Below are 14,628 nucleotides of genomic sequence, written 5' to 3' on the forward strand. Positions count from 1 at the left end.
CGGGGCATTCAGGATCGCGCCCCCGGCATACCGCGATAAGGAGGCTCCATGTACTGCTTCGTTGTGGCGTACCCCAATGCACCGGGCGCCAAGTTCGATTTCACCTACTACTGCGAGGAACACATCCCACTCCTGACTCGCCTGATCGGCGAAAACCTGGTGAAGGTCGAAGTGCGCAAGGGTCTGGCCTCAGTCGATGGCGCCGTAGCGCCGTTCATCTGCATGGCCAACATCTGGGTACTGTCTGTGGAGGAACTGCGCAGCACGCTGGACCTGAACGGCGACGAGATAAGCGCCGATATCCCCAACTACACCAACCTGGCGCCCCTGCTCCAGGTGGACGAGGTGTTACAGACGGCATAGAGAACCCAATGAAAAGCCCGCCGATTGGCGGGCTTTTTCGTTTCCTGGCGATTCAGGCCGGCGGGAACCGCTGGTGCAGGTGCTCCAGGCTGGCGTCCTTGGCTTCCCACAGGCGGTTCACCCACTGCTGAAAGGCCAGCCGGTACTGTTCGTCCTGGTCGTAGCTCTTGCCGATGAATTCCTGGGGAATTTCCAGCGTTTCGATACGCACCACCACCTGGCGCAGCTTGCCGGTCAACAGGGTCCAGAAGTTCGGGCTGCCGTCCGGGTAGTGGATGGTGACGTTGATCAGGGCATGCAGTTGCTCGCCCATGGCGTCCAGTACAAAGGCGATGCCGCCAGCCTTGGCCTTGAGCAAGTACTTGAAGGGCGAGCCCTGCTGGTCGTGCTTGGCGCGGGTGAAGCGGGTGCCTTCGAGGAAGTTGAAGACGCCCACCGGGTTTTCGCGGAATTTGGCACAGGTGCGGCGCGTGGTTTCCAGGTCCTTGCCCTGCTTCTCCGGGTGCTTGGCCAGGTAGGCCTTGGAGTAGCGCTTCATGAAGGGGAAATCCAGCGCCCACCAGCACAGGCCGATCACCGGAACCCAGATCAGCTCCTGCTTGAGGAAGAAGCGCAGCAGGCGGATACGGCGATTGAACAGGTGCTGCAGCACCAGGATGTCGACCCAGCTCTGGTGGTTGCTGGTGACCAGGTAGCTGCGCTGGTAATCCAGCCCGGCCAGGCCGTCCACGTCCCAGTGGGTGTCGCGCACCAGGCGCATCCATAGTTTGTTGCAGCTGATCCAGGCCTCGGCGATGAAGCTGGCGGCCCAGTTCAGTGCGCGCCTGGTGGCGCGGAAGGGCAGCAGCAACTTCAAGAGGGTGACGGCGAACAGCGGAATGCAGCACAACAGGGTGTTGAGGGTCAGCAGCAGCGCCGCCAGCACGCCCCGCAGGGGGGAGGGGATAAAACTCAGCATGAAGGGATGCAGCCTCACCGTGGGGTGGTCATGGCCACCTCGTTATGGTCGGGCCCGCAGCATTCCGTGGCTGCGGGCAGAATGGTGGCCAAGGTTAACGGTTGTTCACTGGACTGCAAGCGCGAAGGGTGACCGGGTGGTCGAGGCGGCTCCGGGAGCAGGGACTGGGGCTCTGTTGTGAGGGCGAATTCATTCGCTAAGCAGGCCGCAGGCCTGCCCTTGGGATTCACAGGGGCTGCTGCGCAGCCCTTAGTGGATTCGTAGGTTGGGCCGGGCGGCGTTCCGCTGAGCGCAGCGAAGCCCAACGATGTCCGGCTCAACTCCGCTGTTGGGCTTCGCGTAGCTCAGCCGCAACCTACGGGGGCGGTGCCAGGCCTGGTTTCCCTCACCCCTCGTTGCCGCACGCCGCCTGGATCGCCGTCAGGGCTATGGTGTGGATGATGTCGTCCACCAGCACGTTGCGCGGCAGGTCATTCACCGGCTTGCGCAACCCCTGCAGCATCAGCCCGCCGCTGGCCACGTAGTTGCCCTGTTGCGCTTCCTTGTAGGCCGCGTCGCCGCTGGCGAGGTCGGGGAATACGAACACCGTGGTGCGGCCATCGCGGGTGGCGGTGGAATAGGGCAGTGGACCGTCGATGGGCAGGTCGGGGCGGGCCGTGCGGGCCTGCTTGATGGCCTCGCGGACCTTGGCCTCTTCCGCCGCGTCGCCGGAATCGCTGATCAGCGCCACCCGCGGGATGATGCCCAGGGCTTCGGCCGAGTCGGCGCTCTGCAGGGCGATTTCCGCCAGGTCGCCGGCATCCGGCTCGGGGTTCACCGCGCAGTCGCCATAGACCACCACCTGCTCCGGCAACAGCATCAGGTAGACCGACGACGCCAGGCGGTAGCCGGGGGCCGACTTGATCAGCTGCAGGGCCGGCCGGATGGTGTTGGCGGTGGGGTGGATGGCGCCCGAGACCAGGCCGTCCACCTCGTCCAGGGCCAGCATCATGGTGCCCAGCACCACGTTGTCCTCCAGCTGGGCGGTGGCCATGGGCGCGTTCAGGCTCTTGTTCTGGCGCAGCTCCACCATGGGCTGCACATAGCGCTCGCGGACCAGGTCCGGGTCGAGGATTTCCAGACCCTCCGGCAAGGTGATGCCCTGGGCGCTGGCCACGGCGCGCACGTCCTCCGGCTTGGCCAGCAGCACGCAGTGGGCGATGCCGCGGACCTGGCAAGCCGCGGCCGCCTGGACGGTGCGCGGCTCGCTGCCTTCGGGCAGGACGATGCGCTTGCCGGCCAACTGGGCCTGCTGGATCAGGCGGTGACGGAATGCCGGCGGCGACAGGCGCTGCGCGCTCGGCGCGCCGCAGCGTGCGCGCAGCCAGTCGAGGTCGAGGTTGCGGGCGACGAACTCGGTGACTTTCTCTGCGCGCTCGCGGTCGTCCACCGGGATTTCCCGGTTCATCTTGTTCAGGTTGGTGGCGGTGTCGTAGGTGCCGGTGGCCACGCCCAGCACCGGCAGGCCACCCTGCAGGGCGCCGCGGCAGAGTTCCAGGGTGCGCGGGTCGGGCTGGATGTCGCTGGAGAGCAGCAGGCCGGCCAGGGGCACGCCGTTCATGGAGGCCAGGCTGGCGGCGAGGATGATGTCGTCGCGATCCCCGGGAGTCACTACCAGCACGCCGGGCTTGAGCTGCTGCACCGTGTTGGGCACGGTGCGCGCGCATACCACGATCTTCTGCACCCGGCGCTGATCGTAGTCGCCGGCGTTGATCACCTGCGCGCCCAGCAGGTCAGCGACGTCGCGGGTACGCGGGGCGTTCAGCTCATCCAGCCAGGGCACGCTGCCGAGCAGGCGGAAGTCGTTGCCGCGCAGCAGTGGCGACTGTTCCTTGAGGCGTTTGGTGAAGTTCTCCTCGCGCACCTTGTTGAGGATCACGCCAAGCACCTTGGGGTCGCGCGGGCCGCCGAACTGTTGGGCCTGGATCTCGAGGCGGTCGGACAGCTCGGACAGGCTCTCGTCTTCCGGCGCCGACACCAGGATGACATCGGCATCCAGGCTCTTGGCGAGGTGGAAGTTGATTCGCGCGGCGTAGCTGGCGTGGCGGGTCGGCACCATGCCCTCGACTATCACCACGTCCTTGCCCTGGGCGGCCTGCTGGTAGAGGCCGGTTATCTCATCCAGCAGCTCGTCGAGCTGGCCGTCGGCGAGCATCCGCTCCACCTGGGACTGGCCCAGTGGCATGGGCGGCTTGAGGCCGTGGGTGCGGGCCACCAGTTCGGTGGAACGCTCCGGGCCGAGGTCGCCGGGGTGTGGCTGGGCCACGGGCTTGAGGAAGCCGACCTGCAGGCCGGCCAGCTCGAGGGCACGCACCAGGCCGAGGCTGGTGGAGGTGAGGCCGACGCCGAAGCCGGTCGGGGCGATGAAAAAGCAGTGCATGGGGCTCCTTGGCGAAAGCGGTTCAGGCCAGCAGGGCCAGGGTGTCGAAGGCGATCTGGCGTTCTTCGTTGGTCGGCACTACCAGCACGCGCGGATGGCCGCGCTTGTGGATCGGGCCGGCGACGCCGCGCACGCAGCGGGCATTCGCTTCGCGGTCGATGACCAGGTTGAGCAGCTTCAGGTGGTCCACCGTCTTGCTGCGCACGAGGGGCGAATTCTCGCCGATCTCGCCGGTGAAAATCAGCCCGTCCAGCTGCGGCAGGGCGCAGCCCACGGCGGCCAGGGTCTTGGCCAGGCGGTAGCAGTAGACCTCGACGGCCAGGGTGGCGCCGGCATGGCCCTGGTCGCGGGCCTTCTCCAGGCTGCGCATGTCGCTGGCCAGCTCCGAGAGGCCGAGCAGGCCGCTTTCCTGGCGCAGCACCTGGTCGATCTTCTCCAGGCTCCAGCCCAGGCTGCGGTGCAACTGGGTGTAGAGGTGCGGATCGATGTCGCCGCTGCGGGTGGCCATCACCAGGTTCATGCTGGCGTCGCGGCTCTGGCCATTGACGATGGCGCAGGCGGAACCATGGGCCCCCAGGTGGGCGGAGAGCCAGCAGCTGTCGCCGATGGACAGCCCGGCCAGTTCGGCGGCGCGATGGCTGACGTAGCGGTGGCTGCTGCCGTGGAAGGCATAGCGGCGCAGGCCGTGGTCGCGGTAGACCGCATCCGGCAGGGCCAGGCGGTAGACGTGCTCGGGCATGGTCTGGTGGAAGGCGGTGTCGAACACCGCCACATGGGGCAGGTTCGGCAGGAGGTGCATTGCCGCCTCGATGCCCACGAGGCTGGCCGGCATCTGTTGCGGCGCCAGCGGGGCGAGGGCCTGCAGGCGCCGGATCACCAGCGGTTCCAGGCGGCAGGCCGAGCTGAAGAATTCGCCACCGTGCAGCACATGGTGGCCGACGCCGTGCAGCTTGCCGCCGGCGGCGCCCTGGACCAGGGGCATGAGCTGGGACAGGGCGGCGCGATGGTCGGCATTGGGGATCATCAGGCTGTCCTTGTCGCCGCCGCGCTGCCAGCGCAGTTCGGCATCGCGGCTGCCCAGGCCCTCGGCCATGCCGTGCAGGGTGAACTGGCTGTGGGCTTCGTTGACCAGGGCGAAGCGCAGAGAGGTCTTGCGGGCGTGGATCACCAGGATATTGCGTGCGGGCATCAGGTTTTCTCGATGGAGTCGGGTGCCAGGCCCTGGGCGCACCAGCCGCAGGGGAAGAAGCGGCCCAGCTGGTCTGCGCGCTGAGCAGGGTCGAGTACCCAGGCGCGCGACTGCCAGGGCGGCTGGTGCCGCAGGTGTTGAGTATGGCCGCAGGAGAGCAGGGCTACCCAGTGACCGTCCTCGTCCTGTCTATAGCCGACCAGCCGGGGCCGCCCGTCAGCGATCGGGTCGCAATCGTCCAAATGGGCGGTTAAACTTGCGCTTTCATCATTCATTTGCAGAAGGTCTCGCACCATGCTGATCGCCGCCAACAAGGCTGTGTCCATCGACTATACCCTTACCAACGACGCCGGTGAGGTGATCGACAGCTCCGCTGGCGGCGCGCCGCTGGTGTACCTGCACGGCGCCGGCAACATCATCATCGGCCTGGAGCGGGCCCTGGAAGGCAAGCAGGCCGGTGACGAGCTGAGCGTCGCCGTCGAGCCTGAAGACGGTTACGGCGAGTACAGCGCCGAGCTGGTCGCCACCCTTGATCGCGCCATGTTCGAAGGCGTGGATCAACTGGAAGTCGGCATGCAGTTCCACGCCTCCGGCCCGGACGGCAGCATGCAGATCGTCACCATCCGCGACATCGACGGCGACGACGTGACCGTCGACGGCAACCACCCGCTGGCTGGCCAGCGCCTGAACTTCCAGGTCAAGGTGGTCAACGTGCGTGATGCCAACGCCGAAGAGATCGCGCACGGCCACGTTCACGGCGAAGGCGGTCACCACCACTGACCGTTCGCCGGCGACTGCCGACCCGGCAAATGGCCATGCGGCTGCTAAGCTGAAAAAACCGAAAAGGCGCCCCGGGGCGCCTTTTTTGTCCGCTGTGAAATCCCTGTGATTTTCGAGGAGTCAGTCATGAGTGCCTTTCACGACCTCAATCTGCGTGCGCTCGACGGTCAGGACTTGCCGTTGGCGCCGCTCAAGGGCCAGGTGGTGCTGGTGGTGAATGTCGCCTCCAAGTGCGGCCTGACCCCGCAGTACGCCGGGCTGGAAAAGCTCTACCAGCAATACCGCGACAAGGGCTTTACCGTGCTGGGTCTGCCGTGCAACCAGTTCGCCGCCCAGGAGCCGGGCAGCGAGGAGGAAATCCGCGAGTTCTGCAGCCTCAACTACGGGGTGACCTTCCCCCTGGGCAGCAAGCTCGAGGTCAACGGCTCGGCCCGCCATCCGCTGTACCGTCTGCTGGCGGGCGAGGGCGCCGAGTTTCCCGGCGACATTACCTGGAACTTCGAGAAGTTCCTGGTGGGCAAGGACGGCCGCGTGCTGGCGCGCTTCTCGCCGCGTACCGCACCGGAAGACCCCGCGCTGATCCAGGCAGTCGAGAAGGCGCTCGCCTGACCTGCCTTCGCACTCACGCCTTTCCCCTGTAGGAGCCAGCTTGCTGGCGAATGCCTGGTTTCGGGTCGTTCGCCAGCAAGCTGGCTCCTACGTTTTTCCGCGTCGCAATCTCCCTTGGCTTGTGAAGCCCGATCAGCCTCATCAATAGTGCTGGGCAGGGCGAGACGACCGGTCATATGCTCGCCGCCATGACCAGTATCCGACTCGACAAACGCGACCTCATTCTCGCCAAGGGCTCCCAGGTGATGACCCGCCGTGGCTACCACGGTACCGGCGTGCAGGAGATCGTCCAGGCCGCGGGTATTCCCAAGGGCTCCTTCTATCACTACTTCGCCAGCAAGGAAGACTTCGCCCTGCAGGCCCTGGAGTACCTCTACCTGCCGCGCCTGGAGCGTTATGCACAGGCCCTGGCCAATCCGGCGCTGAGCCCGTGTCAGCGTATCCTCGGCTACTACCGCGACCTGCTGGCGCGCTTCGCCAGCCGCGAGAAACCGGAATACCACTGCTTCATCGGCAGCCTCAGCTTCGAGATGGCCGAGCTGTCGCCCGCCATCGGCGAGCAGGTGGAGAGCATCCTGCAAGGCTCGGTGGATATCCTCCAGGCCTGCCTGGAAGAGGCCGTGGCCGCCGGCGAACTGTCCGCCGATGAAGACTGCGCCAACCTCGCCGCCTTCATCGCCAATGCCTGGCAGGGCGTGCTCACGCGCCTGAAGGTGGGCGGCGGCACCGCCCCCATGAACGCTTTCGTCGACCGCCTGGAGCTGCTGCTCCGGGCCTGATCTTTCAAAGCCTTGAAACCGAGACGACCGGTCATATGGCCGGCCACAGGAGACCCCATGACCGCTCTGGTAAACGCCCTCTTCGAACCCTTCCGCCTCGGCGGACTGGAACTGCCCACCCGCGTGGTGATGGCGCCGATGACCCGCTCCTTCTCCCCCGGTGGCGTGCCCAACGCCAAGGTGGTGGAGTACTACCGCCGCCGTGCAGCTGCCGGTGTCGGCCTGATCATCACCGAGGGCACCACGGTCGGCCACAAGGCCTCCAACGGTTATCCCCATGTGCCGCGCTTCTACGGCGAGGACGCCCTGGCCGGCTGGAAAGAAGTGGTGGACGCCGTGCATGCCGAAGGCGGGCGCATCGTGCCGCAGCTCTGGCATGTGGGCAGCGTGCGTCGCCTGGGCACCGAGCCGGACGCCAGCGTCCCCGGCTACGGCCCCAGCGAGAAGGTGAAGGACGGCCAGGTGGTGGTCCACGGCATGACTCGGGAAGACATCCAGGACGTCATCGCCGCCTTCGCCCAGGCCGCCCGCGACGCCAAGGCCATCGGCATGGACGGCGTGGAAATCCACGGCGCCCACGGCTACCTGATCGACCAGTTCTTCTGGGAAGGCAGCAACCAGCGCACCGACGAGTACGGCGGCAGCCTGGCCAACCGTTCGCGCTTCGCCATCGAGTTGGTCCAGGCCGTACGTGCCGCTGTCGGGCCGGACTTCCCGATCATCTTCCGCTTCTCCCAGTGGAAGCAGCAGGACTACACCGCGCGCCTGGTGCAGACCGCCGAAGCACTGGGCGAATTCCTCAAGCCCCTGGCCGACGCCGGTGTGGATATCTTCCACTGCTCCACCCGCCGCTTCTGGGAGCCGGAGTTCGAGGGTTCCGACCTCAACCTCGCCGGCTGGACCCGCCAGCTCACCGGCAAGCCGACCATCACCGTCGGCAGCGTCGGCCTGGACGGCGAGTTCCTGCAGTTCATGGTCAAGACCGACAAGGTGGCCCAGCCGGCCAACATCGAAGGCCTGCTGGAGCGCCTGAACAAGGAAGAGTTCGACCTGGTGGCCGTGGGCCGTGCCCTGCTGGTGGATCCGGATTGGGCGGTGAAAGTGCGCGAAGGGCGGATGCAGGACATCCTGCCGTTCAGCCGGGATGCCCTGGGCAGCCTGGTGTAAGACGTGAAGGAAGCCCCGCTCAGGCGGGGCTTCTGCTTTCTGGAGGTACCAGGTTGCTTTTCCTGTGAAGCCATTGACCACCATCCGCCGAACCCTCAATCAGTTGGGCTGACACCACTCCATCTACCGGTCACTGTGCGCGCACCACAACAAGCGCCGGCACACCGGCCGAAGGAGTACCCCATGCGCATTGGCCTGGTAGTGGACGCCAGCTGTGACCTGCCCCAGGACTTTCTCCTCAAGCACCGCATCCCGGTGCTGCCCATCCGCATCCGGCTCGGCGAGCAGTCACTGGTCGACCGCCGGGTGCCGCAGGCCACCCAGGCTTTCTACAGCGAGCTGTTGCCCAAGGTCGGGCCGGGGGACGGCAGCGAGCCCCTGCAGGTCGCGGAAATACAGGAATGGTTCCTCGAGGAGTTGGTGACCCGCTACGACCAGGTCATTTGCCTGACCATCTCCGCCCAGCGCAGCGCGATCTTCGAGCACGCCACCCAGGCCTCCTTCGGCCTGCTCCAGCGTTACCGTGAGCGGCGTGCGGCGGCCGGGGTGGCTGGGCATTTCGCCATGCGGGTGGTCGATGGGCGTAGCCTCTTCGCCGGCAGCGCCGTGCTGGCTGCCGAGGCGGTGCGGCTGATCGGCGATGGCGCCCATCCCAATGCGGTGCGCACGCGGCTGGAGCAGCTGGCCGGGCAGGTCTGCACCTTTCTCGTCGCCGATGACCTCGGCCACCTGCGCCGGCGCGGCTTCCGGAAAGGTGAGCGCGGTGGCCTGCTCGACCGCTTGCGCGGGGCCGCCCTGGGGCTGGGTTCGTTGCTCGACGTGAAGCCGGTGATCAGCGTGCAGCAGGGTGTGGACAAACCCGTGGCGCTGGCGCCCAGCTTCGACAACGCGGCGGAAAAACTGCTGGCCCATGCCAGGGTGCGGGTGCTGGCCGGCGAGTTGCTGGCGCCGCAGCTCTGTATCAGCTTTGCCGGAGAACTGTCCCTGGTGCGCGACCTGCCGGGCTTCGTCGAACTCGATGCGGCCTGCACGGAACGTGGCGTGACCCTGCACCTGGCCATGCTCAGTCCCACCGGGGCGATCAACCTCGGCCGCGGCGCTCTCAGCCTGGCATTCGCCGCACCAACTGCCACCTTCGCCTAGACGCGCGGCGGCAGGCCGCCGCTGATGGGATTATCGAGCTCGGGACGGCGGGCATGCAGGAGGTACTGCTCGAACTGCTGGACTATGGCCTCCCAGCCCTGGCGGCCGGCATGCATGCGCGCATTGAGGCGTACGCGGCGCAGGTTCTCCGGGTCCTCCAGCAGCCAGGCGGCAGCCTCGAGGAAGCTGGCCGGCTCGTCCGGCAGCGCCAGGGCGCCGTTATGGCCATGGCGGATGTGCTGTGCCGCGGCGGCCTGGTCGAAGGCCACTACCGCCAGGCCCGCGGCCAGGGCTTCCAGAACCACGTTGCCGAAGGTTTCCGAGAGGCTGGGGAAGAGAAAGAGGTCGCCCGACGCGTAATGCCGGGCCAGCTCCTCGCCTCGCTGCACGCCGCAGAAGAGAGCATCCGGCAGCGCGCGCTGGAGCGAGGTTCGTTGCGGGCCGTCGCCCACCACCACCAGCTTCAGGCTCAGCTGTGGATAACGTCGCTGCAGGTGATGGAAGGTGTCGCCGAGCAGGCCGAGGTTCTTTTCCACGGCCAGGCGGCCGACGTGAATCACCGCGATGTCCTGCTCGCCGAGGCCCCATTGCGCGCGCAGCTCCGGGCAGCGGCGGGCGGGGTTGAAGAGCTGGCCGTCGACGCCCCGGGAGAGCAGCTGCAGGCGCTCGAAGCCGCGTCTGGTCAGGTCTTGCAGCTGGCTGACGCTGGGCACCAGAGTCAGCCGAGTGGCGTTGTGGAACCAGCGCAAGTAGTTGGTCAGCAGGCGCGTCAGCAGGCCCGCGCCGTAGTGCCCGGTGTATTGCTGGAAGTTGGTGTGGAAGCCGCTCACCACCGGAATCCCCAGGCGCCGCGCGGCGCGCAGGGCGGAGAAGCCCAGCGGGCCCTCGGTGGCGATATAGAGCACATCCGGTTTGCGCTGACGCCAGCGACGCAGCAGCTTGTGCAGGCACGACTGGCCCCATTGCAGACCTGGATAGCCCGGCAGCGGCCAACCGCGGATCAGCAGCAGTTCATCGTCGCTCCTGCGGCCCTGGTCGCAGGCCTGACGCGGGCGCACCAGCTGCAGCCGGTGCCCGGCGCCGCGCAGGCCGTCGCAGAGGCGGCCGAGGGTGTTGGCCACGCCATTGACTTCGGGCAGGTAGGTTTCGCTGATCAGCGAGATGTACAGGGGCGCTATGGTCATGACGCCAGTGTCGACACGGGCCATGTAGCCCGTGTGACGGTGGGATGACGTCTGTGTGACCGGGCTCCGGAGCGTGACTCAGGCCCTGGGGGCGAGCTGGCGGTCACCGCCCTCGCGGACCCAGAACAGCGTGGCGCCGGCCACCGCGGCGGGCATCATCAGGACGTTGACGAAGGGAATCATCAACGCCAGGTAGGTGATGCCGCCGAAGCCCAGGCTCTGCCAGCGCTTCTCGCGCAGCCAGGCGAGCATCTCGTTCCAGCCCAGCTTGTGGTTGTCCGCCGGGTAGTCGATGTACTGCACCGCCATCATCCAGATGCCGAAAAGTATCCACAGGGGCGCGGCCACCAGGTTGACCACCGGGATGAAGGAGAGGATCAGCAGAGCCCCGGCGCGTGGCAGGAAGTAGGCCAGCTTGCGCAGCTCGCGGCCCACCGTGCGCGGGATCATGGCCATCAGCTCGGCCCAGCTGAAGGCCGGGAAGTCGTCCTGGCCACGTACCACCACTTCCACCTTCTCGGCGAGGAAGCCGTTGAAGGGGGCGGCGATGATATTGGCCAGCATGGTGAAGCTGAAGAACACCAGTACCACCACCAGCAGCACGAACAGCGGCCAGAGGATGTACTCGAGGAAGCTCAGCCAGTCGGGGAGGCTGGGCATGAAGGCGTCGACCCAGCCGCTGAATTCCTGCACCGCGAAGCCGATCAGGGCGCCGAACAGCAGCAGGTTGACGGTCAGCGGCAGCAGGACGAACAGGCGCAGTCCGGGGCTCAGGACCAGTTTCAGTCCTTCGCCGAGGTATTGCGGCCCGGTAAGAGCGGGTGCAGGCATGGTGGTCCCTCGAAATTGCAAACGCGCCGACCTTAACGGCTTTGCCGGCTTCGTGGAAAGCCTGGAAAAGGCTCGGAACAAATTTGATGGCGGTTGCGCCAATAGGTGCCGACTATGGCCGGGATTGAGAGCGGGTATTTCCGCTATCGAAGGCCCCCCAGTAACCTTGCGCTTATTCCTGGCCAGCTGGAAACGGCCAGACCCGGTTCAACGGGGCCACTGCATCCAAAGCCTTCCCCAAGTGCAGCAGTGGCCCCTTTTTATGCCCCAAGGGGCGGGAGTCAGTCATGTCCGAAGCACGCCATTCGCGGGTCATCATCCTCGGTTCCGGCCCCGCGGGTTACTCCGCGGCCGTCTACGCCGCCCGCGCCAACCTCAAGCCGCTGCTGATCACTGGCATGCAGGCTGGCGGCCAGCTGACCACCACCACCGAAGTCGACAACTGGCCGGGCGACCCCCATGGCCTGACGGGGCCGGCCCTGATGCAACGCATGCAGGAGCATGCCGAGCGCTTCGAGACCGAAATCGTCTTCGACCACATCAATGCCGTCGACCTGGCCGGCAAGCCCTTCACCCTGGTGGGTGACAGTGGCACCTACACCTGCGATGCGCTGATCATCGCCACCGGCGCCAGCGCCCGCTACCTGGGACTGCCGTCGGAGCAGGCCTTCATGGGCAAGGGTGTGTCCGCCTGCGCCACCTGCGACGGTTTCTTCTACCGCAACCGCGAAGTGGCGGTGGTGGGGGGCGGCAACACGGCCGTGGAAGAGGCGCTCTACCTGGCCAATATCGCCAGCAAGGTGGCCCTGGTGCATCGCCGTGAAACCTTCCGCGCCGAGAAGATCCTGCAGGACAAGCTGATGGCGCGGGTCGCCGAAGGCAAGATCGAGCTCAAGCTGAACTTCGAGGTGGACGAGGTGCTGGGCGACGACATGGGCGTCACCGGCGTGCGCCTGAAGCGTCAGGATGGCAGCAGCGAGGAGCTGAAGGTGGACGGCCTGTTCGTCGCCATCGGCCATACCCCGAACACCTCGCTATTCGAAGGCCAACTGCCCCTCAAGGACGGCTACCTGGTGGTCAGCGGCAGCCGTGATGGCAATGCCACCGCCACCAGCGTGCCGGGCGTGTTCGCCGCCGGCGACGTGGCCGACCATGTCTATCGCCAGGCCATCACCTCGGCCGGCGCCGGTTGCATGGCGGCCCTGGACGTCGAGCGTTACCTCGACGCGCAGTGAGCAGAGTCTGACGAAGAAGCCCCGCGGTCGCGGGGCTTTTTCTTTCCTGTAGGTTGGGCTGAGCTACGCGAAGCCCAACGCATCGCAGCCCGCACCGGGCACCGACGCCGGGCCTCAGACCCAGGTATTCAGCGACAGGGTCCGCGCGCTCATGCGCTGGTACAGGCCCTGGGCTTCCACCAGCAGGGATTGGCGGTCCACGGTCAGCTCGATCGGCTTGCGACCTTCCGCCTTGCAGCGATAGAGGGTGTGCTGCTGGTGCTGGCGCAGGCACTGATAGCGCAACTGGCGGGCGTCCACCCGCAGGCTCGGCAGATCGACGTAGGCGACCCGCAGTTGCTCGCTCTGGCCTATCTCCAGGGCGCAGCGTTGCAGTGCCGGCGTATGGGTGAAGGGGGTGGCCGAGAGCATCACCAGCTGGCAGTCGTCGAGGTCCCGGCGGTGCTGGCCGTCGAGGAACCAGCGTCCGCGGACATCGCGGTCCAGGCGCAGGCTCCGCTGGCCGTGGTTCTCGACCTTCAGCCAGAGGTGGCGGAAGCGCCAGCGCGGATCGCTGTCCAGCACATAGGTGGCGGCGATGCTCTGGCCGTTGCGATTCTGGATCAGGTGGCTGCTGGCGTGAATGCCCTGTTCGTCCATGGAGAGCCGCAGGCTCTCGACTCCGGGCGTGGTCAGCGGTTTCCACACGAGGGTTTGCTGCATCCGTGCGCTCCGGGGGCGGGGAAGGTATCGGGGGATGGTCTTGTGGAGGCAACGCGCAGCTCGGTGCCGCCCCATAGCTAGCAGCTGCGAAGAATACGTGTTTAGGTGGCAAAAGGCTGTCAGATATTGCTGACAGAAAACGGAAGCCAAAGCGCAAGGAAACCGCCCCGGCGGGGCGGTTTGGGCAGCATCAGGCCTTGCGTTGCAGCGGCTGGTGCTCGAAGCGCACGCCGGCGAGGCCGGTGCTCATCAGGGCGCGAATATTGCCGTGGTCATTGCCGTCCGGGGTGGCCAGCACGGCACGGTAGTGCTCGCCGAAGGCCAGCAGGGTCTCCTCCAGGCTGAATCCTTCCAGCAGGGCCAGGCCGAGGGTCTTGCAGGAGCCTTCGTTCTGCCCGGCGGCGTTCTCGACGTTGCCGTTGCTGAAGGCGCTCGGCTGGTAGTCGTAACCCCGATTGATGAAATCGAGGGTTTCGGCAAAGACGTGCTGGTCGCTGTGCAGGCGGGCGCGGAAGTCGTTCAGGTCGCTCATTCTTTGTTCGCTTTGTTGAAGGCCGCTTGTTGGCTGGCGCTGGCTTCTTTCTGGTATTTGGCCTTCCAGTCGGCGTAGGGCATGCCGTAGATCTCTTCGCGCGCCTGGTCGGGGGTGACGTCCAGGCCGAGGTCGTCGGCGGCGGCCTTGTACCACTTGGACAGGCAGTTGCGGCAGAAGCCGGCAAGGTTCATCAGGTCGATGTTCTGCACATCGGGGCGGCTACGCAGGTGTTGCACCAGACTGCGGAAAGCGGCGGCTTCGAGTTCGAGGCGTTCTTGCTCGGTCATGGCAGGATTCTCCTGGGGCTTGCGGGAGGGATTGGCCGGGATGATAAGGGCCCTTCCTGGCTCCGACAAATAACTCAGCGATGGCTGGCAAGGGTGATGGACACGGACTCGGCGAAGCGCAGCGCGTGGGGTTTGTCCACTTCCACTTCGGCGTAGCGCACGCTGGGGTTGGCCATGACCAGGTCGAGGATTTCCTGGGTCAGGCGCTCCAGCAGGGCGAAGCGGTTCTCTTCGACGTGCTGGATGATCGCCTTGGTGATGGTGCGGTAGTTCAGCGCGTGTTCGATGTCGTTGCCCTGCACCGCTTCCTCGGCCGGGTAGAGGATGATGAGGTTGATCAGCACATCCTGCTTGTTGAGGATCTCTTCCTCCTTGATGCCGATGAAGGTGCGCAGGCGCAGGTCCTTGACGCGTATACGCGCCATTCCGGGTTCCAGTCGCGGCATT

Annotated in this window: 17 protein-coding genes; 7 read left to right on the plus strand and 10 right to left on the minus strand. The window is 66.3% G+C overall.

Annotation, left to right across the window (positions count from 1 at the left end; translation table 11 throughout):
- The first annotated feature begins 48 nt into the window (after positions 1 to 48).
- Positions 49 to 363, plus strand: coding sequence for an EthD family reductase (locus tag E8F11_RS18480; protein WP_280290294.1), 315 nt, complete (start codon positions 49 to 51; stop codon positions 361 to 363).
- Positions 364 to 415: 52 nt separating this feature from the next.
- Here E8F11_RS18480 and E8F11_RS18485 read toward each other — a convergent pair whose 3' ends face one another.
- From E8F11_RS18485 to E8F11_RS18500, 4 genes are all read right to left on the minus strand, one after another.
- On the minus strand, positions 416 to 1,321 hold the full coding sequence (locus E8F11_RS18485; protein WP_280290295.1) for an acyltransferase: 906 nt from the start codon (positions 1,319 to 1,321) through the stop codon (positions 416 to 418).
- A gap of 385 nt (positions 1,322 to 1,706) precedes the next feature.
- Positions 1,707 to 3,740, minus strand: coding sequence for a phosphate acetyltransferase (gene pta, locus E8F11_RS18490; RefSeq protein ID WP_280290296.1), 2,034 nt, complete (start codon positions 3,738 to 3,740; stop codon positions 1,707 to 1,709).
- A 22-nt stretch (positions 3,741 to 3,762) separates the two neighbouring features.
- On the minus strand, positions 3,763 to 4,929 hold the full coding sequence (locus tag E8F11_RS18495) for an acetate/propionate family kinase (protein WP_280290297.1): 1,167 nt from the start codon (positions 4,927 to 4,929) through the stop codon (positions 3,763 to 3,765).
- Entirely contained in the window at positions 4,929 to 5,255 is a 327-nt protein-coding gene (locus tag E8F11_RS18500; protein ID WP_280290298.1) for a DUF3565 domain-containing protein, read from the minus strand. Before E8F11_RS18500 ends, E8F11_RS18495 begins: the two co-directional genes overlap by 1 nt.
- On the opposite strand from E8F11_RS18500, the gene E8F11_RS18505 reads away from it, so the two are divergent.
- From E8F11_RS18505 to E8F11_RS18525, 5 genes are all read left to right on the plus strand, one after another.
- Positions 5,224 to 5,709, plus strand: a complete 486-nt coding sequence (locus E8F11_RS18505) for a peptidylprolyl isomerase (RefSeq protein ID WP_280290299.1) — start codon at positions 5,224 to 5,226, stop codon at positions 5,707 to 5,709. The two genes, E8F11_RS18500 and E8F11_RS18505, sit on opposite strands and share 32 nt — an antisense overlap.
- A gap of 126 nt (positions 5,710 to 5,835) precedes the next feature.
- A complete protein-coding gene (locus E8F11_RS18510) occupies positions 5,836 to 6,318 on the plus strand; it encodes a glutathione peroxidase (protein WP_280290300.1) in 483 nt (160 codons plus the stop codon).
- 188 nt (positions 6,319 to 6,506) lie between these two features.
- Positions 6,507 to 7,097, plus strand: coding sequence for a TetR/AcrR family transcriptional regulator (locus E8F11_RS18515; protein WP_280290301.1), 591 nt, complete (start codon positions 6,507 to 6,509; stop codon positions 7,095 to 7,097).
- A gap of 57 nt (positions 7,098 to 7,154) precedes the next feature.
- On the plus strand, positions 7,155 to 8,264 hold the full coding sequence (locus E8F11_RS18520) for an NADH:flavin oxidoreductase (RefSeq protein WP_280290302.1): 1,110 nt from the start codon (positions 7,155 to 7,157) through the stop codon (positions 8,262 to 8,264).
- Positions 8,265 to 8,447: 183 nt separating this feature from the next.
- Positions 8,448 to 9,407, plus strand: a complete 960-nt coding sequence (locus E8F11_RS18525; RefSeq protein ID WP_280290303.1) for a DegV family protein — start codon at positions 8,448 to 8,450, stop codon at positions 9,405 to 9,407.
- Here the strand turns inward: E8F11_RS18525 and E8F11_RS18530 are convergent.
- The gene (locus E8F11_RS18530) at positions 9,404 to 10,591 is read right to left on the minus strand and encodes a glycosyltransferase family 1 protein (RefSeq protein ID WP_280290304.1); all 1,188 of its coding nucleotides are present in this window, start codon (positions 10,589 to 10,591) and stop codon (positions 9,404 to 9,406) included. The two genes, E8F11_RS18525 and E8F11_RS18530, sit on opposite strands and share 4 nt — an antisense overlap.
- 78 nt (positions 10,592 to 10,669) lie before the next feature.
- The gene (cysZ, locus tag E8F11_RS18535) at positions 10,670 to 11,422 is read right to left on the minus strand and encodes a sulfate transporter CysZ (protein WP_280290305.1); all 753 of its coding nucleotides are present in this window, start codon (positions 11,420 to 11,422) and stop codon (positions 10,670 to 10,672) included.
- Positions 11,423 to 11,709: 287 nt separating this feature from the next.
- On the opposite strand from cysZ, the gene trxB reads away from it, so the two are divergent.
- Complete coding sequence (trxB, locus tag E8F11_RS18540) at positions 11,710 to 12,657, plus strand: thioredoxin-disulfide reductase (protein ID WP_280290306.1); 948 nt, start codon at positions 11,710 to 11,712, stop codon at positions 12,655 to 12,657.
- Between the two features lie 114 nt (positions 12,658 to 12,771).
- Here the strand turns inward: trxB and E8F11_RS18545 are convergent, their stop codons facing one another.
- From E8F11_RS18545 to folX, 4 genes are all read right to left on the minus strand, one after another.
- Positions 12,772 to 13,359, minus strand: coding sequence for a putative glycolipid-binding domain-containing protein (locus E8F11_RS18545; RefSeq protein WP_280290307.1), 588 nt, complete (start codon positions 13,357 to 13,359; stop codon positions 12,772 to 12,774).
- Between the two features lie 190 nt (positions 13,360 to 13,549).
- On the minus strand, positions 13,550 to 13,891 hold the full coding sequence (locus E8F11_RS18550) for a HopJ type III effector protein (protein WP_280290308.1): 342 nt from the start codon (positions 13,889 to 13,891) through the stop codon (positions 13,550 to 13,552).
- Positions 13,888 to 14,181, minus strand: a complete 294-nt coding sequence (locus E8F11_RS18555) for a DUF1244 domain-containing protein (protein ID WP_280290309.1) — start codon at positions 14,179 to 14,181, stop codon at positions 13,888 to 13,890. Before E8F11_RS18555 ends, E8F11_RS18550 begins: the two co-directional genes overlap by 4 nt.
- Positions 14,182 to 14,255: 74 nt before the next feature.
- Positions 14,256 to 14,627 carry a dihydroneopterin triphosphate 2'-epimerase gene (folX, locus tag E8F11_RS18560; RefSeq protein ID WP_280290310.1) on the minus strand — a complete coding sequence of 124 codons (372 nt, stop codon included), beginning with the start codon at positions 14,625 to 14,627 and terminating at the stop codon, positions 14,256 to 14,258.
- Between the last annotated feature and the right edge of the window lies 1 nt (position 14,628).

The organism is Pseudomonas sp. BN417 (assembly GCF_029871205.1).
Taxonomy (GTDB): domain Bacteria; phylum Pseudomonadota; class Gammaproteobacteria; order Pseudomonadales; family Pseudomonadaceae; genus Metapseudomonas.

What these genes read in the sequence shown, in the direction of transcription:
- E8F11_RS18495 (WP_280290297.1), bottom strand. Translation starts at nt 4,929, where the DNA reads ATGCCCGCACGCAATATCCTGGTGATCCACGCCCGCAAGACCTCTCTG.
- E8F11_RS18545 (WP_280290307.1), bottom strand. Translation starts at nt 13,359, where the DNA reads ATGCAGCAAACCCTCGTGTGGAAACCGCTGACCACGCCCGGAGTCGAG.
- E8F11_RS18510 (WP_280290300.1), top strand. Translation starts at nt 5,836, where the DNA reads ATGAGTGCCTTTCACGACCTCAATCTGCGTGCGCTCGACGGTCAGGAC.
- E8F11_RS18485 (WP_280290295.1), bottom strand. Translation starts at nt 1,321, where the DNA reads ATGCTGAGTTTTATCCCCTCCCCCCTGCGGGGCGTGCTGGCGGCGCTG.
- trxB (WP_280290306.1), top strand. Translation starts at nt 11,710, where the DNA reads ATGTCCGAAGCACGCCATTCGCGGGTCATCATCCTCGGTTCCGGCCCC.
- E8F11_RS18525 (WP_280290303.1), top strand. Translation starts at nt 8,448, where the DNA reads ATGCGCATTGGCCTGGTAGTGGACGCCAGCTGTGACCTGCCCCAGGAC.
- E8F11_RS18520 (WP_280290302.1), top strand. Translation starts at nt 7,155, where the DNA reads ATGACCGCTCTGGTAAACGCCCTCTTCGAACCCTTCCGCCTCGGCGGA.
- folX (WP_280290310.1), bottom strand. Translation starts at nt 14,627, where the DNA reads ATGCCGCGACTGGAACCCGGAATGGCGCGTATACGCGTCAAGGACCTG.
- E8F11_RS18530 (WP_280290304.1), bottom strand. Translation starts at nt 10,591, where the DNA reads ATGACCATAGCGCCCCTGTACATCTCGCTGATCAGCGAAACCTACCTG.
- E8F11_RS18500 (WP_280290298.1), bottom strand. Translation starts at nt 5,255, where the DNA reads ATGGACACAGCCTTGTTGGCGGCGATCAGCATGGTGCGAGACCTTCTG.
- E8F11_RS18555 (WP_280290309.1), bottom strand. Translation starts at nt 14,181, where the DNA reads ATGACCGAGCAAGAACGCCTCGAACTCGAAGCCGCCGCTTTCCGCAGT.
- E8F11_RS18480 (WP_280290294.1), top strand. Translation starts at nt 49, where the DNA reads ATGTACTGCTTCGTTGTGGCGTACCCCAATGCACCGGGCGCCAAGTTC.
- E8F11_RS18550 (WP_280290308.1), bottom strand. Translation starts at nt 13,891, where the DNA reads ATGAGCGACCTGAACGACTTCCGCGCCCGCCTGCACAGCGACCAGCAC.
- E8F11_RS18515 (WP_280290301.1), top strand. Translation starts at nt 6,507, where the DNA reads ATGACCAGTATCCGACTCGACAAACGCGACCTCATTCTCGCCAAGGGC.
- E8F11_RS18505 (WP_280290299.1), top strand. Translation starts at nt 5,224, where the DNA reads ATGCTGATCGCCGCCAACAAGGCTGTGTCCATCGACTATACCCTTACC.
- pta (WP_280290296.1), bottom strand. Translation starts at nt 3,740, where the DNA reads ATGCACTGCTTTTTCATCGCCCCGACCGGCTTCGGCGTCGGCCTCACC.
- cysZ (WP_280290305.1), bottom strand. Translation starts at nt 11,422, where the DNA reads ATGCCTGCACCCGCTCTTACCGGGCCGCAATACCTCGGCGAAGGACTG.